Source organism: Fictibacillus sp. WQ 8-8 (assembly GCF_024494405.1).
Taxonomy (GTDB): domain Bacteria; phylum Bacillota; class Bacilli; order Bacillales; family Fictibacillaceae; genus Fictibacillus_C; species Fictibacillus_C marinisediminis.
In genome coordinates this window covers 714,062-740,280 of sequence record NZ_JAMXKG010000003.1, presented here as the reverse complement: position 1 = coordinate 740,280, position 26,219 = coordinate 714,062, and the positions used below count along the sequence as shown (strand labels likewise).

Genomic DNA, 26,219 nt, shown 5'->3' with positions numbered 1-26,219 from the left:
GACAATAAAACAAATAATTTATGTCTATATTATATCCTAAACACATCTTTCCTAAAAAGGAAAACTAGGCTTCTTCTTTCAGTATACAGCCAATCTATTATGTATGGGTTTTTTTACAGAAAAAAAGCGGGAAAATTTTCCCGCTTTTTCCGATTAACGACGTAATCCAAGCTTATTGATAAGCTCACGATAACGCGTAATATCTTTGTTACGAAGATATGTTAGCAAGTTACGGCGCTTACCTACCATTTTCAAAAGACCACGGCGTGAGTGGTGATCTTTTTTATGGGTACGTAAATGGTCATTAAGAGTGTTAATCTGCTCTGTAAGGATAGCGATCTGAACTTCCGGAGATCCTGTATCAAGATCATGAGTTTTGTACTCGCCAATAAGTTCATTTTTACGTTCTTGAGAAATTGCCATCCTGTTCACCTCCTTTGAAATATAAACCCCGGCAACCGAGCATGCGTCGGTGAAATCGCGATGCCAAGCAGCGGTTTTTTTAGTGTACAATGAAGTACAAATATTAGATTACCTCTTTTTTAAGGATATTGCAAGAGTAACCCTATTTTTCATAAAAAAAATCCAAGGCAGCCTGTTTGTCAGCAGCTATTTGCTTTACAAGACTGTCAACTGAGTCAAACTTTCTTTCATCACGGATCCGTGACAGCCATGAAACTTCAACCATTTTCCCATAAATGTTAGAAGAGAAATCAAACAGATGAACTTCAATCGACGCTTCACGGTCTTCATGGAAAGTCGGCTTCTTGCCAATGTTCGCCACTCCGTTATAAACCGTATCTCCGATCTTGACCTGCACAATATATACTCCATTCGCAGGAATGAGGAAATCTGCGCTGCTGCTGATGTTCGCAGTGGGAAATCCGATGGAAGTCCCCCTGCTCTCACCGTGGATTACCATACCTGTGATGGAATAAGGCCTGCCAAGATATTCAGGGATCTGATCAACCGTACCTTCCTTTAGAAGGTTTCGAATCAAGGTCGAACTTATTTTCTGGCCATTGATCTGCATTTTTCCAATGACTGTCTGTGAAAATTGGCCGTTGGCATACTCCGCCATCTTGGCCATATCTCCTTTTCCGAACTTTCCGTACGTATAATCGAAGCCTGCGACTACATGGCTGACGTTAAGGCCGATCAAGTATTCCTGTATGAACGTCAGCGGTGCGAGTGAAGCAAATTCTTCATTGAACTCCACCAGATAGAAGATGTCAATGCCCATATTACGAAGCAGGGCTTCTTTCTTCTCCAGAGGCGTTAAATAGGATACATGTGCTTCTTTCTTCCCTAAAACAACAGAGGGGTGCGGATGAAACGACATCACTGATGATACCGCCTTTTTCTCTTTGGCAATTTCAGCCGCAGTTCCGATCACTTTCTGATGTCCTTTATGAATACCGTCGAAATACCCTAAAGCCATGACTGTAGGGGGAAGTTCGTTCTTATTCAGCTGATGAGGATGTGACAGTGTAATTGTTTTCAAAAATCCACCTTCTAACTCTTTGCCTTACTCTACGGCTAAAATTTTTTCTGGTTTCATTAAATGAGGTTTATCGGGATGCTGTTTATAAATCGCAAGGCACAGCCCTTTTTCATTATAAACGGCAAACCTGTTATTTTGCACATCTTTTGCCATAGGCAGTACGGATCCGTGCTTGATCCTGCGTTCCATCTCTTCATCAGCGACGATGGACTCAAAGTGGCCTATCGCCTTTTCAATGGGCAGGAACAGCTCGGCGACCGTCCCGTTTTCTGCGGCTGTCTCTATTTCCTCAAAGGTATAGCAGTCCTTTAGCTGAAACGGACCTGAAGCTACTCGCACCAATTTGGACATATGTGCAGGATAGCCCAATTTTCTGCCCATATCTACCGCCAGGGTTCTGATATAGGTTCCTTTGCTGCATCTTACAAAAAACGAGAAGGCAGGGTAAGGTCCCGGAAATTGACGATCATGTGAGAGAAGCTTGAGTTCGTAAATGTTTGCTTCACGGACAGGACGCTCCACTTCGATCCCTTCACGGGCATATTGATAAAGCTTTTTACCATTAACTTTTACAGCAGAAAACATGGGAGGAACCTGCTGGATAATCCCCTTAAAAGACTGTAAGACTGTTTCAACCTGCTCAGCACTGATCTCTCCGGGAACTTCTTTTGTTTCAACGGTTTCTCCATAAGCATCTTCAGTAGCCGTTGCTTTGCCTATCGTAGCTTCCGCTTCGTATGCTTTCGGATAATCGGTCATATATTGGGCTATCTTTGTGCCTCTTCCGACACAGACCGGAAGAACCCCAGTCACCTCAGGGTCTAAGGTTCCTGTATGCCCTACTTTTTTTGTTTTTAAAATTTTTCTTAACTTTGCCACACAGTCATGAGATGTCATTCCTGCAGGCTTTAATAAAGGCAAAACGCCCTCTGGCTGGTGTGCCGGCATATCCTTACCACCTATCTGCATGAAAAAAGAAGAGACAGACAAACCACTGCCTGTCTATCTCTTTTTGTAATCACTATTCCTCATCAGAACCTTTTATATCAGTCAGCAATGTTTCAATTCGGCTTCCATATTCGATGGATTCATCGAATTTAAAAGAAATTTCCGGCGTTTTGCGCAATCGGATTCGTTTGCCGATCTCTGTTCGGATAAAACCTGATGCTTTTGCCAGACCACGAAGTGTCTGTTCTTTTTGTGCATCATCTCCAAACACGGAAATATAAACAGTTGCCTGCTGTAAATCTCCCGTTACTTCAACACCTGTTACAGTTACAAAGCCAATGCGGGGATCTTTTAGCTTCCGGCCAATAATATCGCCAAGTTCTTTCTTCATTTGTTCTCCAATGCGATTGGATCGGATTTTGCTCATTCTTCCACCCCGTTTCTATCTGTACATTATAACCACTCTATTGCAGTTGTTGTCACTTCCAGCTCAGGAATGCTGCTGATCAGCTTGATCGCTTTCTGAAGTTCCTGTTCTACAATTAGTTTGTCCTTAGAGATGGTTACAATTCCAAGTTCAGCTCTCTGCCATAAATCATGAAAGTCGGTCTCGGAGACAGCAAGATTAAATTGCTGCCTTAACCGAGTAACGATCTTTTTAACTACCGAGCGTTTATCCTTTAGTGAATGCGATTCATAGATGAAACATTCAACCGTCAGGAAACCAATCATGCCCGTTTAATTTCTTCCATGATGTACGCTTCGATGACATCTCCCTCTTTGATGTCATTGAACTTTTCTAATGTTATTCCACATTCATACCCTGCACTAACTTCTTTTGCATCATCTTTGAAACGCTTTAACGCATCGATTTTACCTTCATAGATCACGACACCGTCACGGATGAGCCTAACAGTTGAATCACGTGTTATTTTTCCATCGGTAACGTAACAGCCTGCGATCGTTCCTACTTTTGAAACTTTAAAGGTTGTTCGGATCTCAACTTGGCCGATTACTTTTTCTGCAAACTCAGGATCAAGCATCCCTTTCATCGCAGATTCGATTTCTTCGATAACGTTGTAAATGATACGGTGAAGACGAACATCGACTTTCTCCGCTTCAGCTGTACGTTTGGCATTATTATCAGGGCGAACATTAAAACCGATAATGATCGCGTTAGAAGCAGAGGCTAAAATAATATCAGATTCAGTAATTGCACCCACTCCGGTATGAAGGATCTTAACCTTTACGCCTTCTACATCGATCTTTTGAAGGGAGCCGGCAAGCGCTTCTGCAGATCCTTGTACGTCAGCTTTAATGATCACGTTGATCTCTTTAATGTCGCCTTCTTTGATCTGGTTGAACAGATCTTCAAGATTTAGCTTCGATGATTCTTTACGCTGTGCTTCAACCTGTTTCTTGGAGCGAGCTTCACCAATCTGGCGAGCCTTTTTCTCATCAACAAATACCATAAACTGGTCCCCGGCTTGAGGAACTTCGTTTAGGCCCGTGATTTCTACAGGAGTTGAAGGGCCTGCCACTTTTACACGGCGCCCAATATCGTTAACCATCGCTCTTACACGTCCGAATGTGTTTCCGACAACAATCGGGTCACCGACATTCAATGTTCCGTTTTGAACGAGAAGGGTAGCCACTGATCCGCGGCCTTTATCAAGCTGTGCTTCGATAACGGTACCTTGTGCGGCACGCTTCGGATTCGCTTTTAGCTCTTCTACTTCAGCAACAAGCTGGATCATTTCGATCAGGTCATCAATTCCTTCACCTTTTAGCGCGGAAACATTGACGAAAATGGTATCGCCGCCCCAGTCTTCTGGAACAAGTGCATGCTCGGTTAATTCCTGCATGACGCGGTCAGGGTTCGCCGCCTCTTTATCCATTTTGTTAACAGCAACAATGATCGGAACTTGGGCAGCCTTCGCATGATTGATCGCTTCCACAGTCTGTGGCATAACACCATCATCAGCCGCAACGACAAGAATCGTGATGTCTGTAACCTGTGCTCCCCTTGCACGCATTGTTGTAAACGCGGCATGTCCAGGAGTATCAAGGAAAGTGATTTTCTTTCCTTTGTCTTCGATTTGATAAGCGCCGATATGCTGCGTGATGCCTCCAGCTTCACTTGCAGTTACTTTCGTATCACGAATAGAGTCTAACAGCGTTGTTTTACCATGGTCAACGTGCCCCATGATCGTTACAACTGGAGGACGGACTTGAAGATCTTCTTCTTTATCTGCGTTGTCAAAATTTTCGAATTCAGTTTCGTCGATGATGATCTCTTCTTCTACTTCAACGTTGTAGTCGCTCGCAATCAGCTCGATAGTTTCTTTGTCAAGTTCCTGGTTAATTGTTGCCATAACACCTAGGAACATTAATTTTTTAATGATTTCAGATGGCTCTTTTGCCAGTTTTTTAGCCAGTTCACTTACGGTCAGAGAACCTGAGAAGGTAATCTTCTCTGGAGTGACGGGTAATGGTTTTGGTTGTGGTGCAGGTGCAGATTTGCCTCGGTTGTTGTTATTCTTGTTGTTTCTGTTCTTATTATTATGATTGCTGTTATTATTTTTGTTTCCAGGCTTGAAGTTGCTGCCGCCTTTTTGTCCCGGCTTGGCATTCTGGCTGTTGTTCCCGCTTTTCGGGGCTGGCTTGCTGTTCTGGCTATTGTTTCCGCTCTTTGGAGCCGGTTTGTTGTTTTGGCTGCTGTTTGGCTTTTTAGGTGTTTCGTCTTTTTTTATTTTCATAGTATTCTCTTTTTTACTTTCATTTTTATTTTCTACCTTGTTCACATTGGATGTATTCTTTTTCTGTTCTATTTTATGTTTCTCCTCTGTCATCTTATTTTTGGGCTGATATGCATCGTTTAATTTACGGATCGCGTCTTCATCAATCATTGACATATGATTGGATACATCGACGTTCATCGTTTTTAATTTATCAATGATATCCTTGCTTTGAACATTTTGTTTTTTTGCATATTCATACACACGCATCTTACTCATATGTTCACCCCCGATTGGTTTAATCAAGTAAAGCAGTTAACTTTTTCGTAAAACCAACATCTGTCACGGCAACCACTACCCGCTGGTCTTTGCCGATAGCACTGCCGAGACTATAGCGGTCATCTACCCATCTTACTTCTACTTTATAGTAAGCGCATTTATCGGTAACTTTCTTCCTTGTGTTTGCCGATGCATCCTGTGAGAGGATAACAAGCTTTGCGTTCTGCCGCTGTACAGCTTTAACAACAAGCTCCTCTCCGGAAATGCATTTACCTGCCCGGTTTGCCAACCCCAGCAGTGAAGCCCATTTAGATGCAGTCAAATTAGAGGACTCCTTTTTCGAGTTCTGAAAACACATCATCCGTAACAGGAGCTTTCAGTTGATTGCTCAAGCTTCCTTTTTTTTTCGCAAGTGCAAAACAGGACGCCTGGTTGCATAAATACGCGCCTCTGCCCGATTTCTTTCCGGTTCGATCAACGAAAACTTCGCCTTCAGGAGAACGGACCACACGCACTAACTCTTTCTTGGGTTTCATTTCCTGGCAAGCCACGCATTTACGCATAGGAATTTTACGGGTTTTCATCCAGCCCCACCCCCATCTTCATTAAAACTATTCTTCGGAAACTTCGAAATTCCCCTCTGCTTCTTCACCGTTATAAAGCCCTGATTCTTCAGCATCAGACTGGCTTTTAATATCAATCTTCCAGCCCGTCAATTTCGCTGCAAGCCTCGCATTTTGTCCACGCTTGCCGATTGCAAGAGACAGCTGATAATCAGGAACGATGACAGTTGTCATCTTTTCTTCTTCATTGACAAGCACTTCAAGCACCTTTGCGGGGCTTAGAGCATTTGCCACATAAACGACCGGATCTTCAGACCAGCGGACGATGTCGATCTTTTCACCATTAAGCTCATTTACGATAGTTTGGACACGGCCGCCTTTTTGTCCAACACATGAACCCACTGGATCCACTTCGGGGTCAGCAGCATGGACGGCAATCTTGGAACGGTCTCCTGCTTCCCTCGCAATGGATTTCACTTCTACTGTTCCATCATAGATTTCAGGAACCTCAAGTTCAAATAGGCGCTTCAGCAATCCCGGATGTGTTCTTGAAACAAGGATCTGCGGCCCTTTCGTTGTTTTTTCAACTTTTGTAATAAAAACTTTAATTCGGTCATTCGTCGTGTGTTTTTCACCCGGCATCTGTTCTGTTGCAGGAAGCAATGCTTCAACTCGGCCAAGGTTCACATAGATGTATCGGTGGTCTTGTCTTTGAACCACTCCTGTAATGATATCTTCCTCGCGGTCGATGAATTCAGAGAAAATAATGCCGCGTTCAGCTTCGCGGACTCTCTGGGTAACAACCTGTTTTGCCGTCTGTGCAGCAATTCTTCCAAAATCACGCGGAGTGACTTCCAGCTCCACAATATCTTCAAGCTCATACTGCGGATTGATCTTTTGAGCTTCTTCAACTGAAAGTTCCTGCCTTGGATCCGTTACTTCTTCAACAACGTTCTTTCGGGCAAAAACCCTGATGCTTCCAGTCGTTGTATTAAAATCAACTCTTACATTCTGTGCTTGGTGAAAGTTTCTTTTATAAGCTGAAATCAGTGCAGCTTCGATCGCTTCAATTAATATATCCTTGCTGATTCCTTTTTCTTTCTCCAAAAACGTCAGTGCATCTAATAGCTCGCTACTCATCCATCTTCTCCCCTTTATTAATTGAACACAACCGCAAGTCTGGCACTTGCTATCTTGTTATATGGCAGTTCTACCTCGGTATTCCGGGTTTTAACTTTTACCTGCAGTTTTATAGTTTCTCCGTCAAATCCTAGCAGTTTGCCCTCAAACTCCTTTACACCATCAACCTGCTCATACATTTTAATGTGGACATTTTTCCCTATCGCTTTTGCAATGTCTTCCGGTTTTTTCAAAGGCCGTTCAACGCCGGGTGAAGAAACTTCCAAAAAGTATGCCTGTTCAATCGGATCAGAAGCGTCCAGCTTTTCGCTGAGCCGTTCACTTACCGTCCCGCAATCCTCAATGTCTACACCTGTTTCATTATCAATAAATACGCGAAGGAACCAGTTTTTTCCTTCTTTTACAAACTCGATATCTACCAGCTCAAGGTTCAACTCATCAAGTATCGGCACCACAAGCTCTTCGGTAGTTTCAGTGATTTTCTTACTCATTAGAATCCTCCCTTCTACCAAAAAAATCCTTTTCCAAAACGAAACGAAAGAGTGGGTTTCCCCACTCTTTTCCCGAAAGGTATTCATAAGTATTTCCAAATTTACTATATCATAATCTAAGGGTTTATGCAACTTGCCTTACCATCAGCGCTATGCTCATTTTAGAAGAGAGAGAGCTGGTTGGCTTCAGGCATGCCTGCAAGACAGCCCTGTTCATCCAGATAGTCGATGATCGTTTTAGATAGGCGAGCCCTCTGCTGAAGATCCTCTTTCGAGAGGAACTCACCGTCTTCGCGCGACTTCACGATATTGAGAGCCGCATTGGTACCAAGGCCGGCAATGGAGTTGAACGGCGGGATAAGCTGGTTTCCTTCCACCAAAAACTCGGTTGCGCTTGAGCGGTAAAGATCCACTTTTCCAAAAGAGAATCCTCGTTCGCACATTTCCAACGCCAGTTCGAGAACTGTCTGCAAGTTCTTTTCCTTTGTAGAGGCATCCAGCCCTTTAGAAGAGATCTCTTCAATTTTAGCTTTGATGGCGCTTGAGCCTCTTACCATGGCGGTGATGTCAAAATCGTCGGCACGGACCGTAAAATAAGCAGCATAGAAAAGAATGGGATAATGCACTTTAAAGTAAGCGATTCTAACAGCCATCATAACATAGGCTGCAGCATGGGCTTTCGGGAACATATACTTGATCTTCAAGCATGAACCTATATACCAGTCCGGCACATCATTCTTTTTCATCTCTTCTACCCATTCAGGGATGAGTCCTTTTCCTTTACGAACGCTCTCCATTATCTTAAAGGCGAGTGAAGGATCAAGGCCTTTATAGATCAGATACACCATGATATCGTCACGGCAGCCGATTACGTCTTTCAGTTCGCACGTTCCATCAGCGATAAGCTCATTGGCATTATTGAGCCATACATCCGTTCCGTGAGAGAGGCCAGAGATCTGCACAAGCTCTGAGAACGTGCTCGGCTTCGTCTCTTCAAGCATCTGCCGGACGAACTTTGTCCCAAATTCCGGGATCCCTAGAGTACCGGTCTTACATAGAATCTGATCTTCTGTTACACCGAGTACTTCAGGCCCGGAAAATATTTTCATAACTTCCTGGTCAGATGCTGGAATCGTCTTCGGATCAATGCCGCTTAAATCCTGGAGCATCCGGATGACGGTCGGATCATCGTGTCCCAGTATATCGAGTTTCAAAAGGTTGTCATGGATGGAATGGAAGTCAAAATGCGTCGTCTTCCACTCGGAGTTCTTATCATCAGCAGGAAACTGGATCGGACAGAAGTCATAGATATCCATGTAATCCGGAACAACGATTATTCCGCCAGGATGCTGGCCGGTCGTCCGTTTTACACCGGTACAGCCAGAAACCAGCCTGTCCACTTCTGCAGAACGGAGATTGATGTTATGGTCAGATGCGTATCCTTTTACATAGCCATACGCTGTTTTCTCAGCAACTGTGCCAATTGTCCCCGCTCGATATACATACTCTTCTCCAAAAAGTTCCTTCGTATAGTTATGGGCTCGCGGCTGGTATTCACCTGAAAAGTTTAGATCGATATCTGGTACCTTATCCCCTTTGAAGCCAAGGAACGTTTCAAATGGAATATCCTGCCCGTCTTTTCTGTAGAGCACAAGGCATTGCGGGCATTCTTTGTCGGGAAGGTCGAAGCCTGATCCGACAGAACCATCATCAAAAAAGATCGATTCCTTACATTCCGGACAAACATAATGTGGCGGAAGGGGATTAACTTCCGTAATTTCTGTCATCGTCGCCACAAAGGATGACCCGACTGACCCCCTCGAACCAACAAGATATCCGTCAATCAGTGATTTTTTAACGAGCTTATGAGAAATGAGATAGATAACAGCGAACCCATGCCCAATGATGCTGTTCAGTTCTTTTTCCAGCCGTTTTTCCACGATATCAGGCAGTTTCTCGCCATAGATGCTGCGAGCCATCGAATAACTCATGTTCCGCACGTCATCTTCAGCACCAGGAATTTTTGGCGTGTACAAGTCATCAGGTATCGGCTTGATCTCTTCGATCTGGGCGGCAACTTTTTGGGTATTCGCTACAACAACCTCAAACGCCTTCTCTTCTCCCAGGAACGAGAAACAATCGAGCATTTCGTCTGTTGTCCGAAAATGGACTTCAGGCAAGCTTTGCCTATTAAGCGGGTTTGCCCCACCCTGGCTTGAAATAAGAATTTTTCGGTAGATGGCATCATTTTGTTCCAGATAATGGACATTACCTGCAGCAACTACAGGCTTTCCAAGCTTTTCACCAAGTTTGACGATATTCCCGATAATCTCCCTTAACGCCAGCTCATCTTGTATCAGCTCTCGTTCGATCAGATGATAGTAGTTGGATGGAGGCTGGATCTCAAGATAATCATAAAACTTTGCGATTTCTTCCACTTCTGCCGGAGCTTTCTGCATCATGCCCTCGAAGACTTCTCCCTTGTCACAGCCTGAACCGATAAGCAGTCCTTCCCGGTATTTCGCCAGACGTGAGCGAGGAATCCTTGGTGTTCTGTAAAAATAATTCAAATGAGACTCAGATACGAGCTGGTATAAATTTTTCAATCCCTGCTGGGTTTGGGCGAACAGAATACAATGAGAAGGCCGGCTCCTCATATAGCCACCCTGCCCCATGTTTTCATTCAGCTGGTCATGAAACTCTATCCCTTTTTGGAATGATTCTTTTAATAGTTTCCATAATAGATACCCGGTAGCTTCTGCATCGTAAATGGCCCTGTGGTGCTGGGTCAGTTCAATATCAAACTTTTTACAAAGTGTGTTCAGTCTGTGATTTTTCAGTTCGGGCAGAATAAAACGCGCAAGTTCCAAGGTATCAATGACCGGATTACGAGCCTCCTGGATTCCGATTTTACGAAATCCTTCGTTCAAGAATCCCATGTCGAAGCTGGCATTGTGAGCTACAAGAATATCATTGCCCATGAACGTTTCAAAACGCCTTAAAACTTCCTCGATCTCTGGAGCGTCTCTCACCATATCGTCGGTGATTCCCGTCAGATTGATCGTAGTGTCTGAAAGCGGCTCATGCGGATTCGCAAACGACTCAAACCGATCAATAATCTCCCCGTTTAGCACCTTAACGGCAGCAAGCTCAATGATCTTATTGTAAACGGCCGATAAACCTGTCGTCTCTACGTCAAAAACGATATAGGACTCATCGGCGAGTTTACGATGCTGCTCATTGTATGCGATCGGCACTCCGTCATCCACTAGATTTGCTTCCACACCATACAGGACTTTAATTCCATTCTTCTTCCCGGCAGAGTAAGCCTCCGGAAAGGATTGAACGCCAGCATGGTCGGTTATCGCTACTGCTTCATGGCCCCATTTGCTCGCTTGGCCGATCAGCCTGGATGCCGATGTTACGGCGTCCATCTGGCTCATTGGGGTATGAAGATGAAGTTCTACCCTTTTCTTTCCTTCTTCAGCAAGATCTTTCCTTGTTTCAGGTTTGATCTCGTTGATGTCGTTAGCGATCATTACTAGATCACGAACGAACGTATCATTTTGGATTCCGCCCCGGACCTTCACCCAGATTCCTTTTTTAACAGCTTGTAAAATCGGTATATCCTCTTTATCTCTTGAGAAGATCTTCACCATGATTGAATCGGTGTAATCGGTAATCTTAAACGTAAGCAGCGTTCGGCCGCTTCTAAGTTCCCGTGTCTCCGCATCAAAAACGAATCCCTGCAGAGTAACCTTCCGTTCTTCATCTTGAATCGTTTCAATGGAAACAGGGTCATCGGGAATCTTGTAACCTATCATGATCTCTGATGGAGCAGAAGAAGCATCTCGTTTATCTGCTTTCTCCTTCTCAATAAGCGCAGCGAGCACTTTATCTGCGTCTTCCTGCTTTTTCTGATCAACGAACTTTTGAAATTCCTCTTCACTGTGTTTTACTTCGATCTCGAGAGACACCGATTCCATACCGAACGAGCGGTAGACTTCTGTCATCGCTGAAGAAAGCTTTCTTTTGATGAGCAAGCCTTCAGCCTCGTTTCTTACCGTAACTTTTATTTTGTTCCCCGTCACTTCTGGTGTCTGCCCTAAGAGGCCAGGTATAAGAGAGCTCGCTGTTGTTTTAAGCTTCTCACAGCATATCTCCCAATATTGGCTCAATAATGCTTCTTCGCAGTCTTTCGTTTCGCAGCGGACGGAAAACGATACTTTTGCAATATGTTTAAACGCCTGAGTTAATTTCGCGGTAAAAAACGTATAAACATTGGCAGGCATTGGCTTAGGCAATGAAAAATAAAAATGCCAGCTTCTGTCGTTCTTATCGATGGCGAGCTTTTGAACGCTGCCTTCGCCAAGGTGCTGGCGCAGTTCGTCCGGGATGCCAATCTGGTCCAACAGCAGAGCGAAGCGTTCTTTTCTTACCTGATCGTCACTGTTCATGATGCCCTCCTTCCATAAATAAGAGGATGACTTAGGTTGGAAAGCCCAATTCCCCAAAGAATTCCTTCGGGTGTCAGGCACATAAGTCATCCCCTGGATGCTAGCGCGCTAGTATTTCGCGGCGGCTTTTAACGGCCTCCACTAGTTCTGAAACATGTATCTCGGCAACTTCACCGGTTTTTCTGATTTTCAATTCCACAATTCCTTCGCCTGCTTTTTTTCCTGCAGTAATGCGGATTGGAATTCCGATTAGATCAGCATCGGCGAATTTGACACCTGCACGCTCTTTTCGGTCATCATAAAGACAATCATAGCCTGCATCCTTTAACTCATCATACAGCTTTTCGCTGAGACTTGCCTGAATGTCGTCCTTGCTGTTGGCCGCAATGAGATGCACATCAAACGGAGCAAGTGAAACTGGCCAGATGAGCCCTCTTTCATCGTTGTTCTCTTCCGCTACAGCAGCAAGTGTACGTGAAACCCCAATCCCATAGCAGCCCATTGTCATGATCTGATTTTTTCCGTTCTCATCAAGAAATGCTGCGTTTAATGGTTCACTATAGACTTGTCCGAGCTTGAAGACATGCCCCACTTCAATTCCTTTTGCGAACCGGATCGTTCCATTTCCGTCCGGTGAAGCATCACCTTCCTGGATGAAACGGAGATCAGCATATTGAGAAACACTGAAATCTTTACCCGGATTCACATTTTTATAGTGATAGCCTTCTTCATTAGCACCAATGACGGCGTTCACCATATACTCAACTGCTTCATCTGCGATGACCTTCACATTCTCAGGTGCTGAAACAGGGCCGATATTGCCCGGCTTGCAGCCCATCATAGCTTCTGTCTGCTCAGCAGCTGCCAGTTCCACTTGTTCTGCACCAAGCGTATTTTTAACCTTGATATCATTTACCTCATGATCTCCGCGGACGAGAACGAGTACAGGTTCATCGTCTGCCATAAACAGAACAGATTTGATGATTTGACCTGATTCTACATTTAAATAGGCAGCCACTTCTTCAATGGTTTTTGCATTATCGGTTTGAATTTTTTCCGATTCTTTTTTTGCTTCATCAGATGTTTCATAAACCTCGCTGACAGGAGCCATTTCAATGTTCGCTGCAAAATCGGATTCGGTAGAATAAGCAATCAAGTCTTCACCAATCTCAGAAAGTACCATAAATTCATGATTGTCTTTTCCGCCAATCGCTCCTGAATCTGCAAGGACCGCTCTAAAGTTTAAGCCGCATCGGCTGAAAATAGCTTTATAAGCTTCTTTCATTCCTTCATAGGTATCATCCAGGCTTTCCTTGTCAGCATGGAAAGAATAGGCATCTTTCATGATGAACTCGCGGCCTCTAAGAAGCCCGAAACGAGGACGTTTTTCATCTCTGTATTTTGTTTGGATCTGAAAAAGATTAAGTGGCAGCTTTTTATAAGACTTTACTTCATCGCGAATCAGGCTCGTGATGACTTCCTCATGGGTTGGACCAAGCGCAAATTCACGCCCGTGACGGTCTTTTAAACGCATAAGTTCCGGGCCATAGGAATACCATCTTCCTGATTCCTGCCATAGTTCAGCAAGCTGAAGCGCCGGCATGCCAAGCTCATTGGAGCCTGCATTCTCCATTTCTTCGCGAATGATTGCTTCTACTTTATGAAGTACCTTTTTCCCTAAAGGCAAAAACGAATAGATTCCAGCTGCATTCTGACGGATAAAACCCGCTCTGAGCAGCAGCTGATGGCTGACAACATCGGCATCTGCCGGAACTTCTCTTAATGTTGGTGCGAACAACCTGCTTTGCTTCATCTCTCCACCTCAACTAAAACTTATTGATCAATTTTATCTAAAAAGAATTTATGAATATCATTCCATGTAACGACCAGCATCAGGAGCATCAGAAACGCAAATCCGATAAAGTGGACGAGCCCTTCTTTCTGCGGATCGATAGGCTTTCCTCTTAATGCTTCAAGTGCCAGGAATAGGAGTCTTCCGCCGTCTAGTGCGGGCAGCGGCAATAGATTAAAGATGGCCAGGTTGATGCTAAGTACAGCCGCCCACTGCAGGAGCATAGGAATTCCGCCCTCTGTTGCTTTATTCGTATACTCGTAAATTCCAACCGGTCCGGAAAGCTGATCAAATCCATGTTTTCCTGTAATCAGGTCACCTAGGCCAATAAAGATCATCTTCGTCATGAACCATGTCTGTTTTGCTCCGTAGGAGACAGAACCCAATAAAGAAAACTCAGTGGACGGATAAGCCCCGATAAACCCTTCCTTGTTCCCTTTGTTATCCATATCCCTTTCGCCTGGAGTGACTGGCTTTTTAAGAGTCTGTCCGTTCCGGTCAATTTCGAAGGTCAGTTCTTCTCCCGGATTCTGTTGTATGAATGAAACCAGCTCTTCCCAGTTACTGACTTTATCACCGTTGACCGAAACGATCTTATCACCCTTCTGCAGGCCAGATTTTATGGCAGCTCCATCCGGTGCCAGATTACCCAGCCTCGCTTCTTTCGTCGGGATGCCCTGAAACAGTGAAAAACTCATCAATACGATGAACGCAAGCAGCACATTCATGAACGGACCGGCAAAGATTGCAAGCGTCCTCTGCATTAGCGTCTTGGAACCAAACTGTCTGTCATACGGTGCGATCTGCATTTCCTGGTGGTCAGCTGCATACATCGCTTGCGGATCTACTTTATAGATAAGACGTTCGCCTTCCTCATTTTCAAATCCGCGGATAATCAGATCCCTTTCCAGATCGGCACTTTCTACGGTAATGACTTTTTGAATCTCATATTTTTCTTTATGGTTCACGATAATCTTCTGTACATTGCCTTCCGGGTTAAAAATCAAACCAACCCTGTAGCCCGGTTTAAGCTCGATGCCTTCAGGATCTTCCCCAGCCATTCTTACAAATCCACCAAGGGGGAGAAGGCGAACCGTGTATGTCGTTTCGTTCTTCTTGAATGCAAAAATTTTAGGACCGAACCCGATGGCAAATTCTCTGCATAGAATACCTGCTCTTTTGGCAAGAAGCAAATGGCCAAGTTCATGAAAGAACACAAGTGCACCCAGGATAATAACGATGGCAATGACTGTATTCATAACCTTTTACCCACCTTTAATTTAGTAATGACTGAACATACTGCCTTGTAAGTCTATCGATTGCCTGTATCTCTTCCAGCGTTGGCCGTTCGATGAACTCATGCTGCTCCATAGCCTTTTCAATAAAATCTTCAATCCTTAAGAAAGGAATCTTCCGGTCTAGAAAAAGTTGAACAGCTTCTTCGTTTGCAGCATTCATGGCTGTTGTCATCGTACCGCCCTTCTCACCGGCAATGTATGCCAGCTTCAGGCAGCGGAACCGTTCCTGATCCATCTTTCCAAAGTGAAGTTTGCTTATTTCCCATAAGTTTAACCTTTTGGATGAAGGCAGTTCAAGTCTGTCGGGATACGTAAGAGCATATTGGATAGGAACCCTCATATCAGGGTTTCCAAGGTGAGCCAGTGTGCTGCCGTCCTTGTACTCTACCATAGAGTGTATGATACTTTCTTTGTGTAAGATGACGTCTATTTTTGAATACGGGATATTAAACAGCCAATGTGCTTCAATAACTTCTAATCCTTTATTCATCATCGTAGCAGAATCAATGGTGATTTTGGCACCCATCGACCAGTTTGGATGGTTCAGCGCTTGATCTACTGTTACATCAGCCAGCTGGTTTCTCGTATAATCACGGAAACTTCCGCCGGAGGCCGTCAAGATCAGGCGTTCGATCTGCTTGGGATTTTCTCCATTCAAACATTGGAAGATCGCTGAATGCTCACTGTCCACGGGCAGAATTCGGACACCATGCTTTTCTGCGAGTTCCATCACGATATGCCCCGCCGTCACTAGTGTTTCTTTATTAGCGATCGCAATGTCTTTGCCGGCTTTTATTGCATGGATGGTAGGCAGGAGCCCTACACTCCCCATCACAGCGCTGACGACGATGTCTGCTTCGGTCGCAGCAGCCGCTTCGATTAAGCCTTCTTCTCCAAAAACGATGCGGAAGCTGTTCCCCAGCTTCAACCGAAGCCGGTCAGCATCCTCCTTTTTCTGGACAGCAATCACTTCTGGCTCAAACTTTTGGATGATCTCCAAGCCTTTTTCCATATTCTTCCCAAAAGAAATGGCTGTTAACCGAAACTGCTCAGGGTGCTGCTCGATCACATCAAGAGTCTGTACTCCTATTGAACCTGTAGCACCCAACAAACTGATTTTTTTCATAGATTACTCCTTGTCCTTTTCTCTTAAGCAAGCAAGTGCAGAATATGCAGGAGAGGAAGAACGAACAGCCAGCTGTCCGTACGGTCTAAAATCCCGCCATGCCCCGGCAGCAGATTGCCAGAGTCCTTCACCCCGTAATGCCGTTTAAATGCAGACTGCGCAAGATCCCCGATTTGTCCAAAAATACCCGCGATAACCGCCATTAAAATGACTACTGAGAGCGTAAAAGGAATAAAGTTAAACGCATAGCACAGCAAACCTACAGCAATGCTGGTGATAATTCCGCCTACAGCCCCTTCCACGGTCTTATTCGGGCTGATTACAGGCCATAGTTTTGTTTTCCCTATCGATTTCCCTGTAAAATAAGCTCCCGAATCTGCACCCCAGATCATGAATAGGATGAAGAATAAGATCGGCAGGCCTTGATCCATCAGCCTCGTTTCAAGAATATAGTGAAATCCATATCCGACATATAAAGAAGAGAGAATGACGAATCCAGCATCATCAAATGTAAATCTGTTCTTCGTTATAACCGTTACCACCAGGATCAGCAGCAAAGCAAGAACAATCGGTTCAGCACCTGAGAAATAGCCAAGATACGTTTCTTTCCAATTTTCAGGAATAACGGTCGCCAGAGTCAGCAGCAGCCCGATGAGCCCCTGAACAGACAGAATCGTTATCTTTTTCATTCTAAGCAATTCATGCAAACCAATCACTGCCAATGCGATGATAACGAGAGTAAAGGGCAATTTGCCATAAACGGTAACTCCTATAAAAAGAAGAGCGGCAATAATACCCGTGATGATACGTTCCTTCATAAATCCTCCTTCTTATTATACACCGCCATAACGCCGACCGCGATTTTGATAGTCGTAAATGGCTTTTTTTAAATGTTCCTCAGTAAAATCGGGCCAATTGATGTCGGTAAACCAAAATTCACTGTAAGCCAGCTGCCACAGCATAAAATTGCTGAGACGGATTTCTCCGCTTGTTCTGATGAGCAAATCAGGATCAGGCAGGCTTGCACTCATCAAATACTGGCTGATCAGTTCTTCGCTGACGTCCTCCTGATCCACTGCACCTTTGCCGATGTCTTGGATAATTTGAGTAAGAGCGGTTGTAATTTCGTTTCTGCTTCCGTAATTCAAGGCAAAATTCAAAACGAGTCCCGTGTTGCTCTTTGTTTTTTCAATCGCCTCGTCAACAGCCTGGATGGTATGTATCGGCAATACTTCTTTATGCCCCATGATCGTAACGCGCACATTCTGTTCAATCAGTTCAGGCAAGAAGCTATTCAAGAATTCACCGGGCAGCTTCATAAGAAAATCCACTTCATCCCGCGGACGCTTCCAGTTCTCTGTTGAAAAAGCATAAAGTGTAAGAACTTTTACGCCAAGATCACTTGCGTGCTTGACCACTTTTTTAACAACCTTCATTCCTTCATGATGTCCGGCAATCCTTGGGAGACCGCGCCGTTTTGCCCAGCGTCCGTTGCCGTCCATAATAATAGCGACATGGGCGGGTATTAAATCATCTTTTATATCCATCACAGATTTTTCGTCTTTTTTCCAGAATGTAATTCTGTCAAGCATGGCAGAGCCCCCATTTAGTCCAGACTTAACAAAAAAACCCCCTGTATAAAGAGGGCTTTTCTTATTTTATTTTACATGGAAATCAATTATACTTCCATAATTTCTTTCTCTTTATTTACAGCGACAGAATCTACTTCGCTAATGTATTTGTCTGTAAGCTTTTGTACGTCCTCGCTGTAGCGGCGCAGTTCGTCTTCTGTGATCTCACCGTCTTTTTCTGATTTTTTCAAATCATCGTTGGCATCACGGCGAACGTTTCGAAGAGCTACCTTTGCTTCTTCACCGTATTTTTTAACGAGCTTAACGAGTTCTTTGCGTCTTTCTTCTGTCAGAGGAGGAATCGCAATCCTGATCACTTGGCCATCATTAGAAGTCGTCAGCCCAAGATCAGATTTTTGAATCGCTTTTTCAACATCATTCAAGGCGGATTTGTCATAAGGCTGAATGACCAATAAACGGGCCTCCGGCACAGATATTCCCGCTAATTGGTTAATCGGAGTCTGTGCTCCGTAATAATCGACATGAATACGATCCAAAAGCGCAGGGTTAGCTCGGCCGGCACGTATAGTTGAAAGTTCACGCTGAAAAGATGAAATGCCTTTTTTCATTCGGTCTTCTGCGTTTGTCAAAATTTCCTTTGCCATTAATTATTCCCCCTAATCGTCGTTCCGATTTCTTCACCTATAACTACACGCTTAATGTTGCCCTCTTCCATGATGGAGAATACGATAAGCGGTATATCATTGTCCATACATAAAGAAGAAGCTGTTGTATCCATTACTGCAAGTCCTTCTTTCAGAAGATCAAGGTAGGATAAAGTATTGTATTTTACAGCTGTTTGATCAATCGTCGGATCAGCAGAATATACGCCATCCACATTGTTTTTAGCCATCAGTATGACTTCAGCCTCAATTTCCGCAGCGCGTAGAGCAGCTGTCGTATCCGTTGAAAAATATGGATTTCCCGTTCCTGCTGCAAAAATAACAACACGTTTCTTTTCAAGGTGACGAATAGCTTTTCTGCGAATATACGGTTCAGCTACCTGACGCATTTCAATTGAAGTCTGTACCCTTGTCTGAACACCGATGTTCTCCAGGCTGTCCTGCAACGCCAGGGAGTTCATGACGGTCGCAAGCATTCCCATGTAATCAGCGGAAGCACGATCCATTCCCATTTCACTTCCCGCTTTGCCTCTCCATAGATTACCGCCGCCAACAACTACAGCAACTTCTACACCAAGCTCAACGATGTCTTTGACTTGGTTGGCTATGGACTGAATGACAGCCGGGTCAATTCCGCTGCCTTTTCCGCCGGCAAGTGCTTCTCCGCTTAGTTTTAGGACTACTCGTTTGTATTTTGAAGTACTCATAATTCCCTCCGTATCCATCACCTTATTATAGCTTGCTTCTTCCGTTCTGAAAAAAAGGGAACACACTGTGCTCCCTCATTCTGCTTTTTACTGCATTACTTTTTAACTTGAGACATTACTTCTTCAGCGAAGTTATCTTCGCGTTTTTCCATTCCTTCTCCAACTTCAAAACGAACGAATGCTTTTACAGTTCCGCCTTTAGAAGCCACATATTTACCTACTTTTTGATCTGGGTCTTTGACGAAAGACTGGTCGTTCAAGCAGATCTCTTCGAAGAACTTGCCAAGGCGTCCTTCTACCATTTTAGCAACGATATTTTCCGGCTTTCCTTCGTTTAGAGCTTGTTGAGTAAGAACTTCACGCTCACGCGCTACTTCTTCTTCGCTTACCGCATCACGGGAGATGTAGCGAGGGTTGACTGCAGCTACATGCATAGCTACGTCTTTTGCAACTGCTTCGTCAGTAGTTCCTTCTACTACAGAAAGTACGCCGATGCGTCCGCCCATGTGAAGGTAAGCTCCAAATACAGCATTTTCGCCTTTTTCAATGATTTGGAAACGGCGAAGAGAGATTTTCTCTCCAATTTTAGCGATCGCATTGTTTAGGTAATCGTTAACGGAAATGCCTTCACTTTTGATTTCTGAAGAAAGTGCTTCTTCTACAGAAGAAACGTTCGCTTCAAGAAGGTGCTTAGCAAGCACAGAGATCAATGCTGTGAAGTTTTCGTTTTTCGCAACAAAGTCAGTTTCTGAGTTCACTTCAAGGATTACAGCTTTGTTTCCGTCTACAACAACAGAAGTTAAACCTTCTGCAGCGATACGGTCAGCTTTTTTAGCTGCTTTCGCGATTCCTTTTTCACGAAGGAAGTCGATTGCTTTTTCCATGTCACCGTTTGTTTCTGTCAAAGCTTTTTTGCAATCCATCATCCCCGCGCCTGTTTTTTCGCGCAATTCTTTTACCATTTGAGCTGTTACTGCCATAATGTAATTCCTCCTTTGGTTTATGTAAAGCATGGTTGACTTTAGCATTAAAAAAGGGCGTGAAAGGGCTTATCCCCTCCATCACCCTTCTGTTTATATTGCTTATGCAGATGTTTCTTCGTCGTTTTGAGCTTCTTGCTCTTCTCCGCCTTGGTTAGCTTCGATAATAGCATCAGCCATTTTTCCAGTAAGAAGTTTTACTGCACGAATCGCATCATCGTTACCAGGAATCACGTGATCAACTTCGTCAGGATCACAGTTTGTATCCACGATAGCGATAATAGGAATGTTCAGCTTGCGAGCTTCTGCTACAGCGATTCGCTCTTTGCGAGGATCTACGATGAATAGCGCATCTGGAAGGCTGTTCATTTCTTTGATTCCGCCCAAGAACTTTTCAAGACGATCCATTTCCTTTTTAAGAAGGATAACTTCTTTTTTAGGAAGAACATCAAAAGTCCCGTCTTCTTGCATTCTTTCAAGTTCTTTTAAACGGTTGATACGTTTGCGGATAGTTCCGAAGTTTGTTAATGTTCCACCTAACCAGCGTTGGTTGATGAAGTACATGCCAGAACGAGCTGCTTCTTCTTTAACAGAATCCTGAGCTTGTTTTTTAGTACCTACGAAAAGAATTTTACCGCCGTTTGCAGCGATGTCTTTCATTACGTTGTAGCACTCTTCAACCTTTTTCACTGTTTTTTGAAGATCGATGATGTAAATGCCGTTACGCTCAGTGAAGATGTAACGAGACATTTTCGGATTCCAGCGACGTGTTTGATGTCCAAAGTGTACGCCGGCTTCCAATAGTTGTTTCATTGAAATGACTGCCATGATGGCACCTCCTGATGGTTTTGTTTTCCTCCGCCTGCTTCGCCTTTAGCCAAAACTGCAAATATGCAGCACCAATGGTTAAATCCGCAGACGTGTGTGATTAACACCGAAAGTAAATATACCATACTTCGGCACAGAGTAGCAAGATAAAATATAATTTCTTGTCGATAAATCCTTATCTAGCTCCATGAAACTTTAGGATCAGCTCGATCTCACCCTTGCCCCTGTCAAGCATTTTCGCAATCTCATCTGCAGTATAGCCACTTTCCGCATAATTTAAAACATCTTGATGCAAAATGGCGTCCTGAATGTCTTCTGTTGCGGCAGCTGGATTGCCATTCTCGGCATCCTCTATATGATTTTCAGCAGCAGGCTCGGTTTTTACAGGGCCTGTGCCGCAGTTTTCTTTGATCAGGTTCATGATCTCATCGTTCTGTTCTTTCATCTCGCTGGCATAGGCAAGGAGCAGATCTTCAAGCTCTCTTTTTACCTGTTCATCCTGAAGAGCAGCTCCACCGCCGCTCTGTTTCTGCCATAACACGGCAATCAAATAAAAACATAATACATTCAGCACTAAACTGACAGTGGTTAGAAAATACAGCATGTGATCCCCGCATTCTGAAAAAGAAATTTTATAAATACCGTTTTAACACCTGTCTTAGCCGGAAAAGAGCCTTGGAATGAATTTGTGATATCCGTGAAGTTGATAATCCGAGCACTTGGCCGATCTCTGTGAAAGTCAGTTCTTCGAAATAGAATAAACTGACCACAAGCTGTTCTTTTTCATTCAATTCCGTAATGACTTCTGCCAATTCCTTATGCAGTTCGGACTGTACGATCTCTGACTCTGGAGACAGACCCTTTTTATCTTCTATTGTATAGCCGATCTTTTCTTTGTTCTCACTATCCCTGTTATCTTCATCGATGGAAAGTACATTCGCAAAAAAACTTTCGGAGATGACGGAATTCACTTCGTCTTCTTCAATTCCAAGTTCTTCAGCCACTTCAAAAGAACTCACCGTCCTGAGATTCTGCTGTTCGAGCTTCTCGATGGCCGTTTCAATTCTTTTTGTTTTTTCCCTCAGCGACCGCGGAAGCCAGTCCTCTTTTCTCAACCCGTCAAGTATTGCTCCTCTGATTCGAAAGGAAGCATACGTATCAAATTTAAGATCCCTCTCGGGCTCGAATTTTTCCAGAGCATCAAACAAGCCGAGCATGCCCAGGCTCTTTAACTCGTCACGGTTAACGTTCTTTGGCAGACCGACTGAGATTCGCTGCACATGGTATTGAACCAGCGGAATATACGCTCTTAAAAGTATATCTCCGGCTTCGCTGTCCCTGTCTTCATGCCATTTTTTCCACGTTTCCTGCTCTTCTACAACAGAAGATGAAGATGTCATGCCTACTCCCCCTGAATTTCAGTTTTTTAAATGATGAACTCTTTTTGGTGTACGGTTTTGATCATCAGCTCAAATGTGTCTGTGTTAAACTCAATCGTTCTTCCTTTGTTTCCGCCCGTATCCTCAGCGACCAGCGGTATCCCTAAATCCGCCAGTCCGCTCTTCACAGCTTCCACATTCCTCGGGCCGATCCGTATGGATTCCTGGCCTGAAGAAAATTGAAACATCTGTGCCCCGCCTGCTATTTTAGCTTTCAGCCGGATCTTCTTGACACCTTGTGTCTCCAGATTTTTCACAAGAGCTTTTACAGCCGTATCTGCAAACTTCCCTTCATTAACTTCAGGTGTTCTTGACATTGATGAATCCGGCAGCATGACATGTGCCATACCTGCCATCCTTGTTATCGGATCATAAAGGATAATGCCTACACAAGATCCAAGGCCGGTTGTCCGGATAAACGCGGCCGGTCCTCCATAGGAGATTTCTGCTATGCCAACTTTAATCACTTCACTCATGCAAAGGCACTCCAAGCGCATCAAATATTTTTTCAAACGAATCAGGATCAGGCAGCAGAAAAAAGTATCCGTGTATACTGTCCGAGTGCATGTTTTCCGGTTCGGTAAGTGACGTGTTAATAATAATTGCGTAATCACTTGATTTCGATATTTCAATCAATCCATAGCCCAGGATAGCACCTGCCATATCTATACTCAGTGATGGAACAGATGGCTGTATGTTCATTCCTGTAAGATCGGATAAGGCCGACAAGTAAGATCCGGAAAGGATATTGCCCGCCTCTTGCAGGGCAGACAGGGTCAGTTCGGAATACACACCTTCAGCCGGGTCATATGGTTCTCCGGCTAACAGATGGCTGACAAGCTTTTTTGACTGATTCAGGGGAAGCATGAAGAACATCGATCCTGGAGCGTCACCAAGCATCCGCAGGTAGACTGCAGCCACAACCGTTTCTGTTCCTCCAAGGAGTTCTGTCATCTCCTGAAGGGAGACAATATTCACTGAAGGTACCCTCATATCTACGGTTTTCCCGAGAAGTTCTGAGAGAGCGGTAGCCGCATGCCCTGCGCCTATGTTTCCGACTTCCCTCAGTACATCCAAATGAAAACCCGTCAAGCGTGCATATCCGGCCATTATCCCTGATTACCGATTAAATGTAATTGTGTGACTTCTTCTTTGTTCAGCACTTTGTCTAACTGGAGTAGAATCAGCAGTCTATCCCCAATCTTAGCAACACCGTCCAGATATTCTGCGTTTATTCCGCCTGCCACCTCTGGTGTAGGCTCAATATCCGCAGTAGGAATGTCAAGCACATCATTTGCGGAGTCAACGATCAGGCCGACTTCCATCTCATCCGTATTTACAATAATAATTCTCGTGTTCTCATCCGTTTGTTTTTCTTCCATTCCGAATCGGCTGCGAAGATCAATAATCGGGGTTACAATTCCTCTAAGATTAATCACACCTTTTACAAACCCGGGAGTTCTTGGAATTCTTGTAATATGAGAAACTCGCTCGATCGATTTCACCTGGTGTACATCTACGCCGTATTCTTCGTTTTCTAATTGAAATACAATGACTTTTATCTCTTGTCCGTTCATGTCAGACTACCTCCGTATATGGTTATTTTATAAGTGCGTTACAATCTAGAATAAGAGCAACTTGACCATCACCCAGAATGGTTGCGCCCGAAACTGCAAAGACGGATGCCAGGTAATTCCCAAGCGATTTCAAAACAATCTCCTGCTGGCCGATCAGGGAATCCACAGCAAGCCCCGCCATCTTGTCTCCTTTTTTAACAATGACTACAGAACTTCTGTCCTTTTCATCCCAGCCCGGTCCAGGCACTTCAAACAGTTCGCTCAACGAAATAAGCGGAACTACTTTGCCCCTGAAATCAATCATTGGCTGATGATGGACGGTCATGATATCGCTCTGTTTTATCAGCGCCGTTTCTATAATAGAGGAAAGAGGAATGGCATACGTTTCTTCCCCTGCCTTCACGAGCATGGAAGAAATGATGGAAAGCGTCAGGGGAAGCTGGATTGAAAATAAAGAAGAACCGCTGCCTTCCCTTGAATCTACAGTGACGAAACCGCCTAACGATTCAATTTTATTTTTCACTGCATCTAAGCCGACCCCTCTTCCAGATATGTCAGAGATAACGTCCGCTGTTGAAAAGCCAGATGCGAACAATAATTCAAAAACTTGTTTATCTGTGAAATCTTCTGATAATTCCCGGTTTACAATTCCTCTCTCAATGGCGCGTTCGAGTACTTTGTGCCTGTTAATTCCTGCTCCATCATCTTGAATTTCGATAAACACATGATTTCCGCTATGGTACGCCCTAAGATGGATCGTACCGATCTCGCTTTTCCCCGCTTCAGCCCTCTTTTCGGGTTTCTCGATTCCATGGTCAATGGAATTTCGCAGCAGGTGAACAAGCGGGTCACCGATCTCATCGATCACCGTCCGGTCAAGTTCTGTTTCTGCCCCCGTTATCTCAAGAGAAACTGATTTTCCAAGGTCTTTTGCCAATCCCCGTATCATACGCGGAAAGCGGTTAAACACCTGGTCTACAGGCACCATTCTCATGTTTAAAATGATGTCCTGCAGATCAGATGAAATTCTCGACATCCTTTCGACCGTTTCATTCAAGTCATTGCTTTTCAAGTCTTTTGATATCTTCTCAAGGCGTCCCCTGTCGATGACCAGTTCCTCAAAAAGGTTCATCAGGCGGTCCAGCCGGTCTATGCTAACTCTGATTGTTTTACTTCCGGCCGATGCGGAAGATGTTTTTTGAGCGGGCTCGCCCTTCATATCAGTTCCAGTCTTTTCTTCCTCCGGATCCGCCTCTTCTGCTTCGTTCTGAACAATGTGTTCTGCCATAATACTTTCTATTGAAACCTTATCAATCTCAGACACCTTCAAAAGGTTGTTTTGAATGGTCTCAGGCTGTTCTTTTGAAATGAGGGTTACTTGAAATTCCCGTTCGAATTTTTCCTGTTCGATAAGATCTACCGAAGGGACTGATTTCACCACTTCACCCATCTGCTCCAATGTTTCAAATGCCATGTACGCCCTTACGGCTTTTAGCAGACAATCATCGCGAAGTTCGACAGATATTTGGTATACGTGGAAGTTTTGCTCAAGTGACTGTTTCATGATCGTCAATTCATATTCATCAAATATCGCTTGTCCTGCCTTGCTCTGTTCTTGTTTATTTTGAGGAGGCTCCTCGCTCTTTCCGGACTCGATGGCATGAAGAAGGCGTACGATATCTTCCACGTCTTTTTTTCCATCTCCTCCGTTGCCAATGGATAACACCATCTCTTCCAGGTGATCAATGGAAACGAACAAAGCATCCAGGAGGTCCTGCGTAACGGTCAGCTTGTGATTCCTTATGCCATCGAGCACGTTTTCCATAATATGAGTCAGGTTCGCTAGATCTTCATAACCCATTGAAGCAGACATTCCTTTCAGCGTGTGGGCTGAACGGAAAATTTCCTGAACGATCGATAATTCATCAGGCTGTTTTTCCAAAAGCAGAACCTGTTCATTCATTGATTGTAAATGTTCTTTACTTTCTTCAATAAAAATATCCAAGTATTGACTCATTTCCATCTGGTTTCACCCTGC

At 44.2% G+C, this 26,219-nt stretch carries 26 protein-coding genes; all 26 read right to left on the bottom strand.

Annotation, left to right across the window (positions count from 1 at the left end; translation table 11 throughout):
- Positions 1-153: 153 nt before the first annotated feature.
- Positions 154-423, bottom strand: a complete 270-nt coding sequence (gene rpsO, locus M1K46_RS09205) for a 30S ribosomal protein S15 (protein WP_053354452.1) — start codon at positions 421-423, stop codon at positions 154-156.
- 142 nt (positions 424-565) lie between these two features.
- Positions 566-1,504 carry a bifunctional riboflavin kinase/FAD synthetase gene (ribF, locus tag M1K46_RS09200; RefSeq protein ID WP_062231806.1) on the bottom strand — a complete coding sequence of 313 codons (939 nt, stop codon included), beginning with the start codon at positions 1,502-1,504 and terminating at the stop codon, positions 566-568.
- Between the two features lie 24 nt (positions 1,505-1,528).
- Entirely contained in the window at positions 1,529-2,452 is a 924-nt protein-coding gene (gene truB, locus M1K46_RS09195) for a tRNA pseudouridine(55) synthase TruB (protein WP_256225794.1), read from the bottom strand.
- A gap of 73 nt (positions 2,453-2,525) precedes the next feature.
- Positions 2,526-2,879, bottom strand: coding sequence for a 30S ribosome-binding factor RbfA (gene rbfA / locus M1K46_RS09190; RefSeq protein WP_053354455.1), 354 nt, complete (start codon positions 2,877-2,879; stop codon positions 2,526-2,528).
- Positions 2,880-2,905: 26 nt separating this feature from the next.
- On the bottom strand, positions 2,906-3,184 hold the full coding sequence (locus M1K46_RS09185; RefSeq protein WP_053354456.1) for a DUF503 domain-containing protein: 279 nt from the start codon (positions 3,182-3,184) through the stop codon (positions 2,906-2,908).
- On the bottom strand, positions 3,181-5,469 hold the full coding sequence (gene infB, locus M1K46_RS09180; protein WP_256225793.1) for a translation initiation factor IF-2: 2,289 nt from the start codon (positions 5,467-5,469) through the stop codon (positions 3,181-3,183). The genes M1K46_RS09185 and infB overlap by 4 nt, the downstream gene beginning before the upstream one ends.
- A 19-nt stretch (positions 5,470-5,488) precedes the next feature.
- Positions 5,489-5,791: a YlxQ family RNA-binding protein gene (locus M1K46_RS09175; protein WP_369795759.1), complete on the bottom strand. Its 303-nt coding sequence runs from the start codon at positions 5,789-5,791 to the stop codon at positions 5,489-5,491.
- A gap of 1 nt (position 5,792) precedes the next feature.
- Positions 5,793-6,053 carry an RNase P modulator RnpM gene (gene rnpM, locus M1K46_RS09170; RefSeq protein WP_062231800.1) on the bottom strand — a complete coding sequence of 87 codons (261 nt, stop codon included), beginning with the start codon at positions 6,051-6,053 and terminating at the stop codon, positions 5,793-5,795.
- Positions 6,054-6,080: 27 nt separating this feature from the next.
- Positions 6,081-7,172, bottom strand: a complete 1,092-nt coding sequence (gene nusA / locus M1K46_RS09165) for a transcription termination factor NusA (protein ID WP_256225792.1) — start codon at positions 7,170-7,172, stop codon at positions 6,081-6,083.
- A gap of 17 nt (positions 7,173-7,189) precedes the next feature.
- Positions 7,190-7,663 carry a ribosome maturation factor RimP gene (gene rimP / locus M1K46_RS09160; protein ID WP_053354460.1) on the bottom strand — a complete coding sequence of 158 codons (474 nt, stop codon included), beginning with the start codon at positions 7,661-7,663 and terminating at the stop codon, positions 7,190-7,192.
- A 161-nt stretch (positions 7,664-7,824) separates the two neighbouring features.
- The gene (locus M1K46_RS09155; RefSeq protein WP_256225790.1) at positions 7,825-12,120 is read right to left on the bottom strand and encodes a PolC-type DNA polymerase III; all 4,296 of its coding nucleotides are present in this window, start codon (positions 12,118-12,120) and stop codon (positions 7,825-7,827) included.
- A 100-nt stretch (positions 12,121-12,220) separates the two neighbouring features.
- Positions 12,221-13,933: a proline--tRNA ligase gene (locus tag M1K46_RS09150; protein ID WP_091005467.1), complete on the bottom strand. Its 1,713-nt coding sequence runs from the start codon at positions 13,931-13,933 to the stop codon at positions 12,221-12,223.
- 20 nt (positions 13,934-13,953) lie between these two features.
- Positions 13,954-15,231 (bottom strand): RIP metalloprotease RseP, encoded by a 1,278-nt coding sequence (gene rseP, locus M1K46_RS09145; RefSeq protein ID WP_053354463.1) that lies wholly within the window; start codon positions 15,229-15,231, stop codon positions 13,954-13,956.
- Positions 15,232-15,247: 16 nt separating this feature from the next.
- Complete coding sequence (locus tag M1K46_RS09140; RefSeq protein WP_256225787.1) at positions 15,248-16,396, bottom strand: 1-deoxy-D-xylulose-5-phosphate reductoisomerase; 1,149 nt, start codon at positions 16,394-16,396, stop codon at positions 15,248-15,250.
- 23 nt (positions 16,397-16,419) lie between these two features.
- Positions 16,420-17,214: a phosphatidate cytidylyltransferase gene (locus M1K46_RS09135; RefSeq protein WP_053354465.1), complete on the bottom strand. Its 795-nt coding sequence runs from the start codon at positions 17,212-17,214 to the stop codon at positions 16,420-16,422.
- 15 nt (positions 17,215-17,229) lie between these two features.
- Positions 17,230-17,988, bottom strand: a complete 759-nt coding sequence (locus M1K46_RS09130) for an isoprenyl transferase (protein ID WP_256225785.1) — start codon at positions 17,986-17,988, stop codon at positions 17,230-17,232.
- Between the two features lie 86 nt (positions 17,989-18,074).
- The gene (gene frr, locus M1K46_RS09125) at positions 18,075-18,632 is read right to left on the bottom strand and encodes a ribosome recycling factor (RefSeq protein WP_053354467.1); all 558 of its coding nucleotides are present in this window, start codon (positions 18,630-18,632) and stop codon (positions 18,075-18,077) included.
- Positions 18,632-19,357, bottom strand: coding sequence for a UMP kinase (gene pyrH / locus M1K46_RS09120; RefSeq protein ID WP_053358273.1), 726 nt, complete (start codon positions 19,355-19,357; stop codon positions 18,632-18,634). The genes frr and pyrH overlap by 1 nt, the downstream gene beginning before the upstream one ends.
- A 95-nt stretch (positions 19,358-19,452) precedes the next feature.
- Positions 19,453-20,337, bottom strand: coding sequence for a translation elongation factor Ts (gene tsf, locus M1K46_RS09115; RefSeq protein WP_256225784.1), 885 nt, complete (start codon positions 20,335-20,337; stop codon positions 19,453-19,455).
- A 102-nt stretch (positions 20,338-20,439) separates the two neighbouring features.
- Positions 20,440-21,165 (bottom strand): 30S ribosomal protein S2, encoded by a 726-nt coding sequence (rpsB, locus tag M1K46_RS09110; RefSeq protein ID WP_053354469.1) that lies wholly within the window; start codon positions 21,163-21,165, stop codon positions 20,440-20,442.
- 175 nt (positions 21,166-21,340) lie between these two features.
- Positions 21,341-21,769: a DUF6115 domain-containing protein gene (locus tag M1K46_RS09105; RefSeq protein ID WP_256225783.1), complete on the bottom strand. Its 429-nt coding sequence runs from the start codon at positions 21,767-21,769 to the stop codon at positions 21,341-21,343.
- 28 nt (positions 21,770-21,797) lie between these two features.
- Positions 21,798-22,565, bottom strand: a complete 768-nt coding sequence (locus tag M1K46_RS09100; RefSeq protein ID WP_256225782.1) for a FliA/WhiG family RNA polymerase sigma factor — start codon at positions 22,563-22,565, stop codon at positions 21,798-21,800.
- Positions 22,566-22,591: 26 nt separating this feature from the next.
- On the bottom strand, positions 22,592-23,080 hold the full coding sequence (locus tag M1K46_RS09095; RefSeq protein WP_256225781.1) for a chemotaxis protein CheD: 489 nt from the start codon (positions 23,078-23,080) through the stop codon (positions 22,592-22,594).
- Entirely contained in the window at positions 23,073-23,714 is a 642-nt protein-coding gene (locus M1K46_RS09090; protein WP_053354473.1) for a chemotaxis protein CheC, read from the bottom strand. Before M1K46_RS09090 ends, M1K46_RS09095 begins: the two co-directional genes overlap by 8 nt.
- On the bottom strand, positions 23,714-24,181 hold the full coding sequence (locus M1K46_RS09085) for a chemotaxis protein CheW (protein WP_091005455.1): 468 nt from the start codon (positions 24,179-24,181) through the stop codon (positions 23,714-23,716). Before M1K46_RS09085 ends, M1K46_RS09090 begins: the two co-directional genes overlap by 1 nt.
- Positions 24,182-24,203: 22 nt before the next feature.
- Positions 24,204-26,204, bottom strand: a complete 2,001-nt coding sequence (locus M1K46_RS09080; protein ID WP_256225777.1) for a chemotaxis protein CheA — start codon at positions 26,202-26,204, stop codon at positions 24,204-24,206.
- Positions 26,205-26,219: the final 15 nt, after the last annotated feature.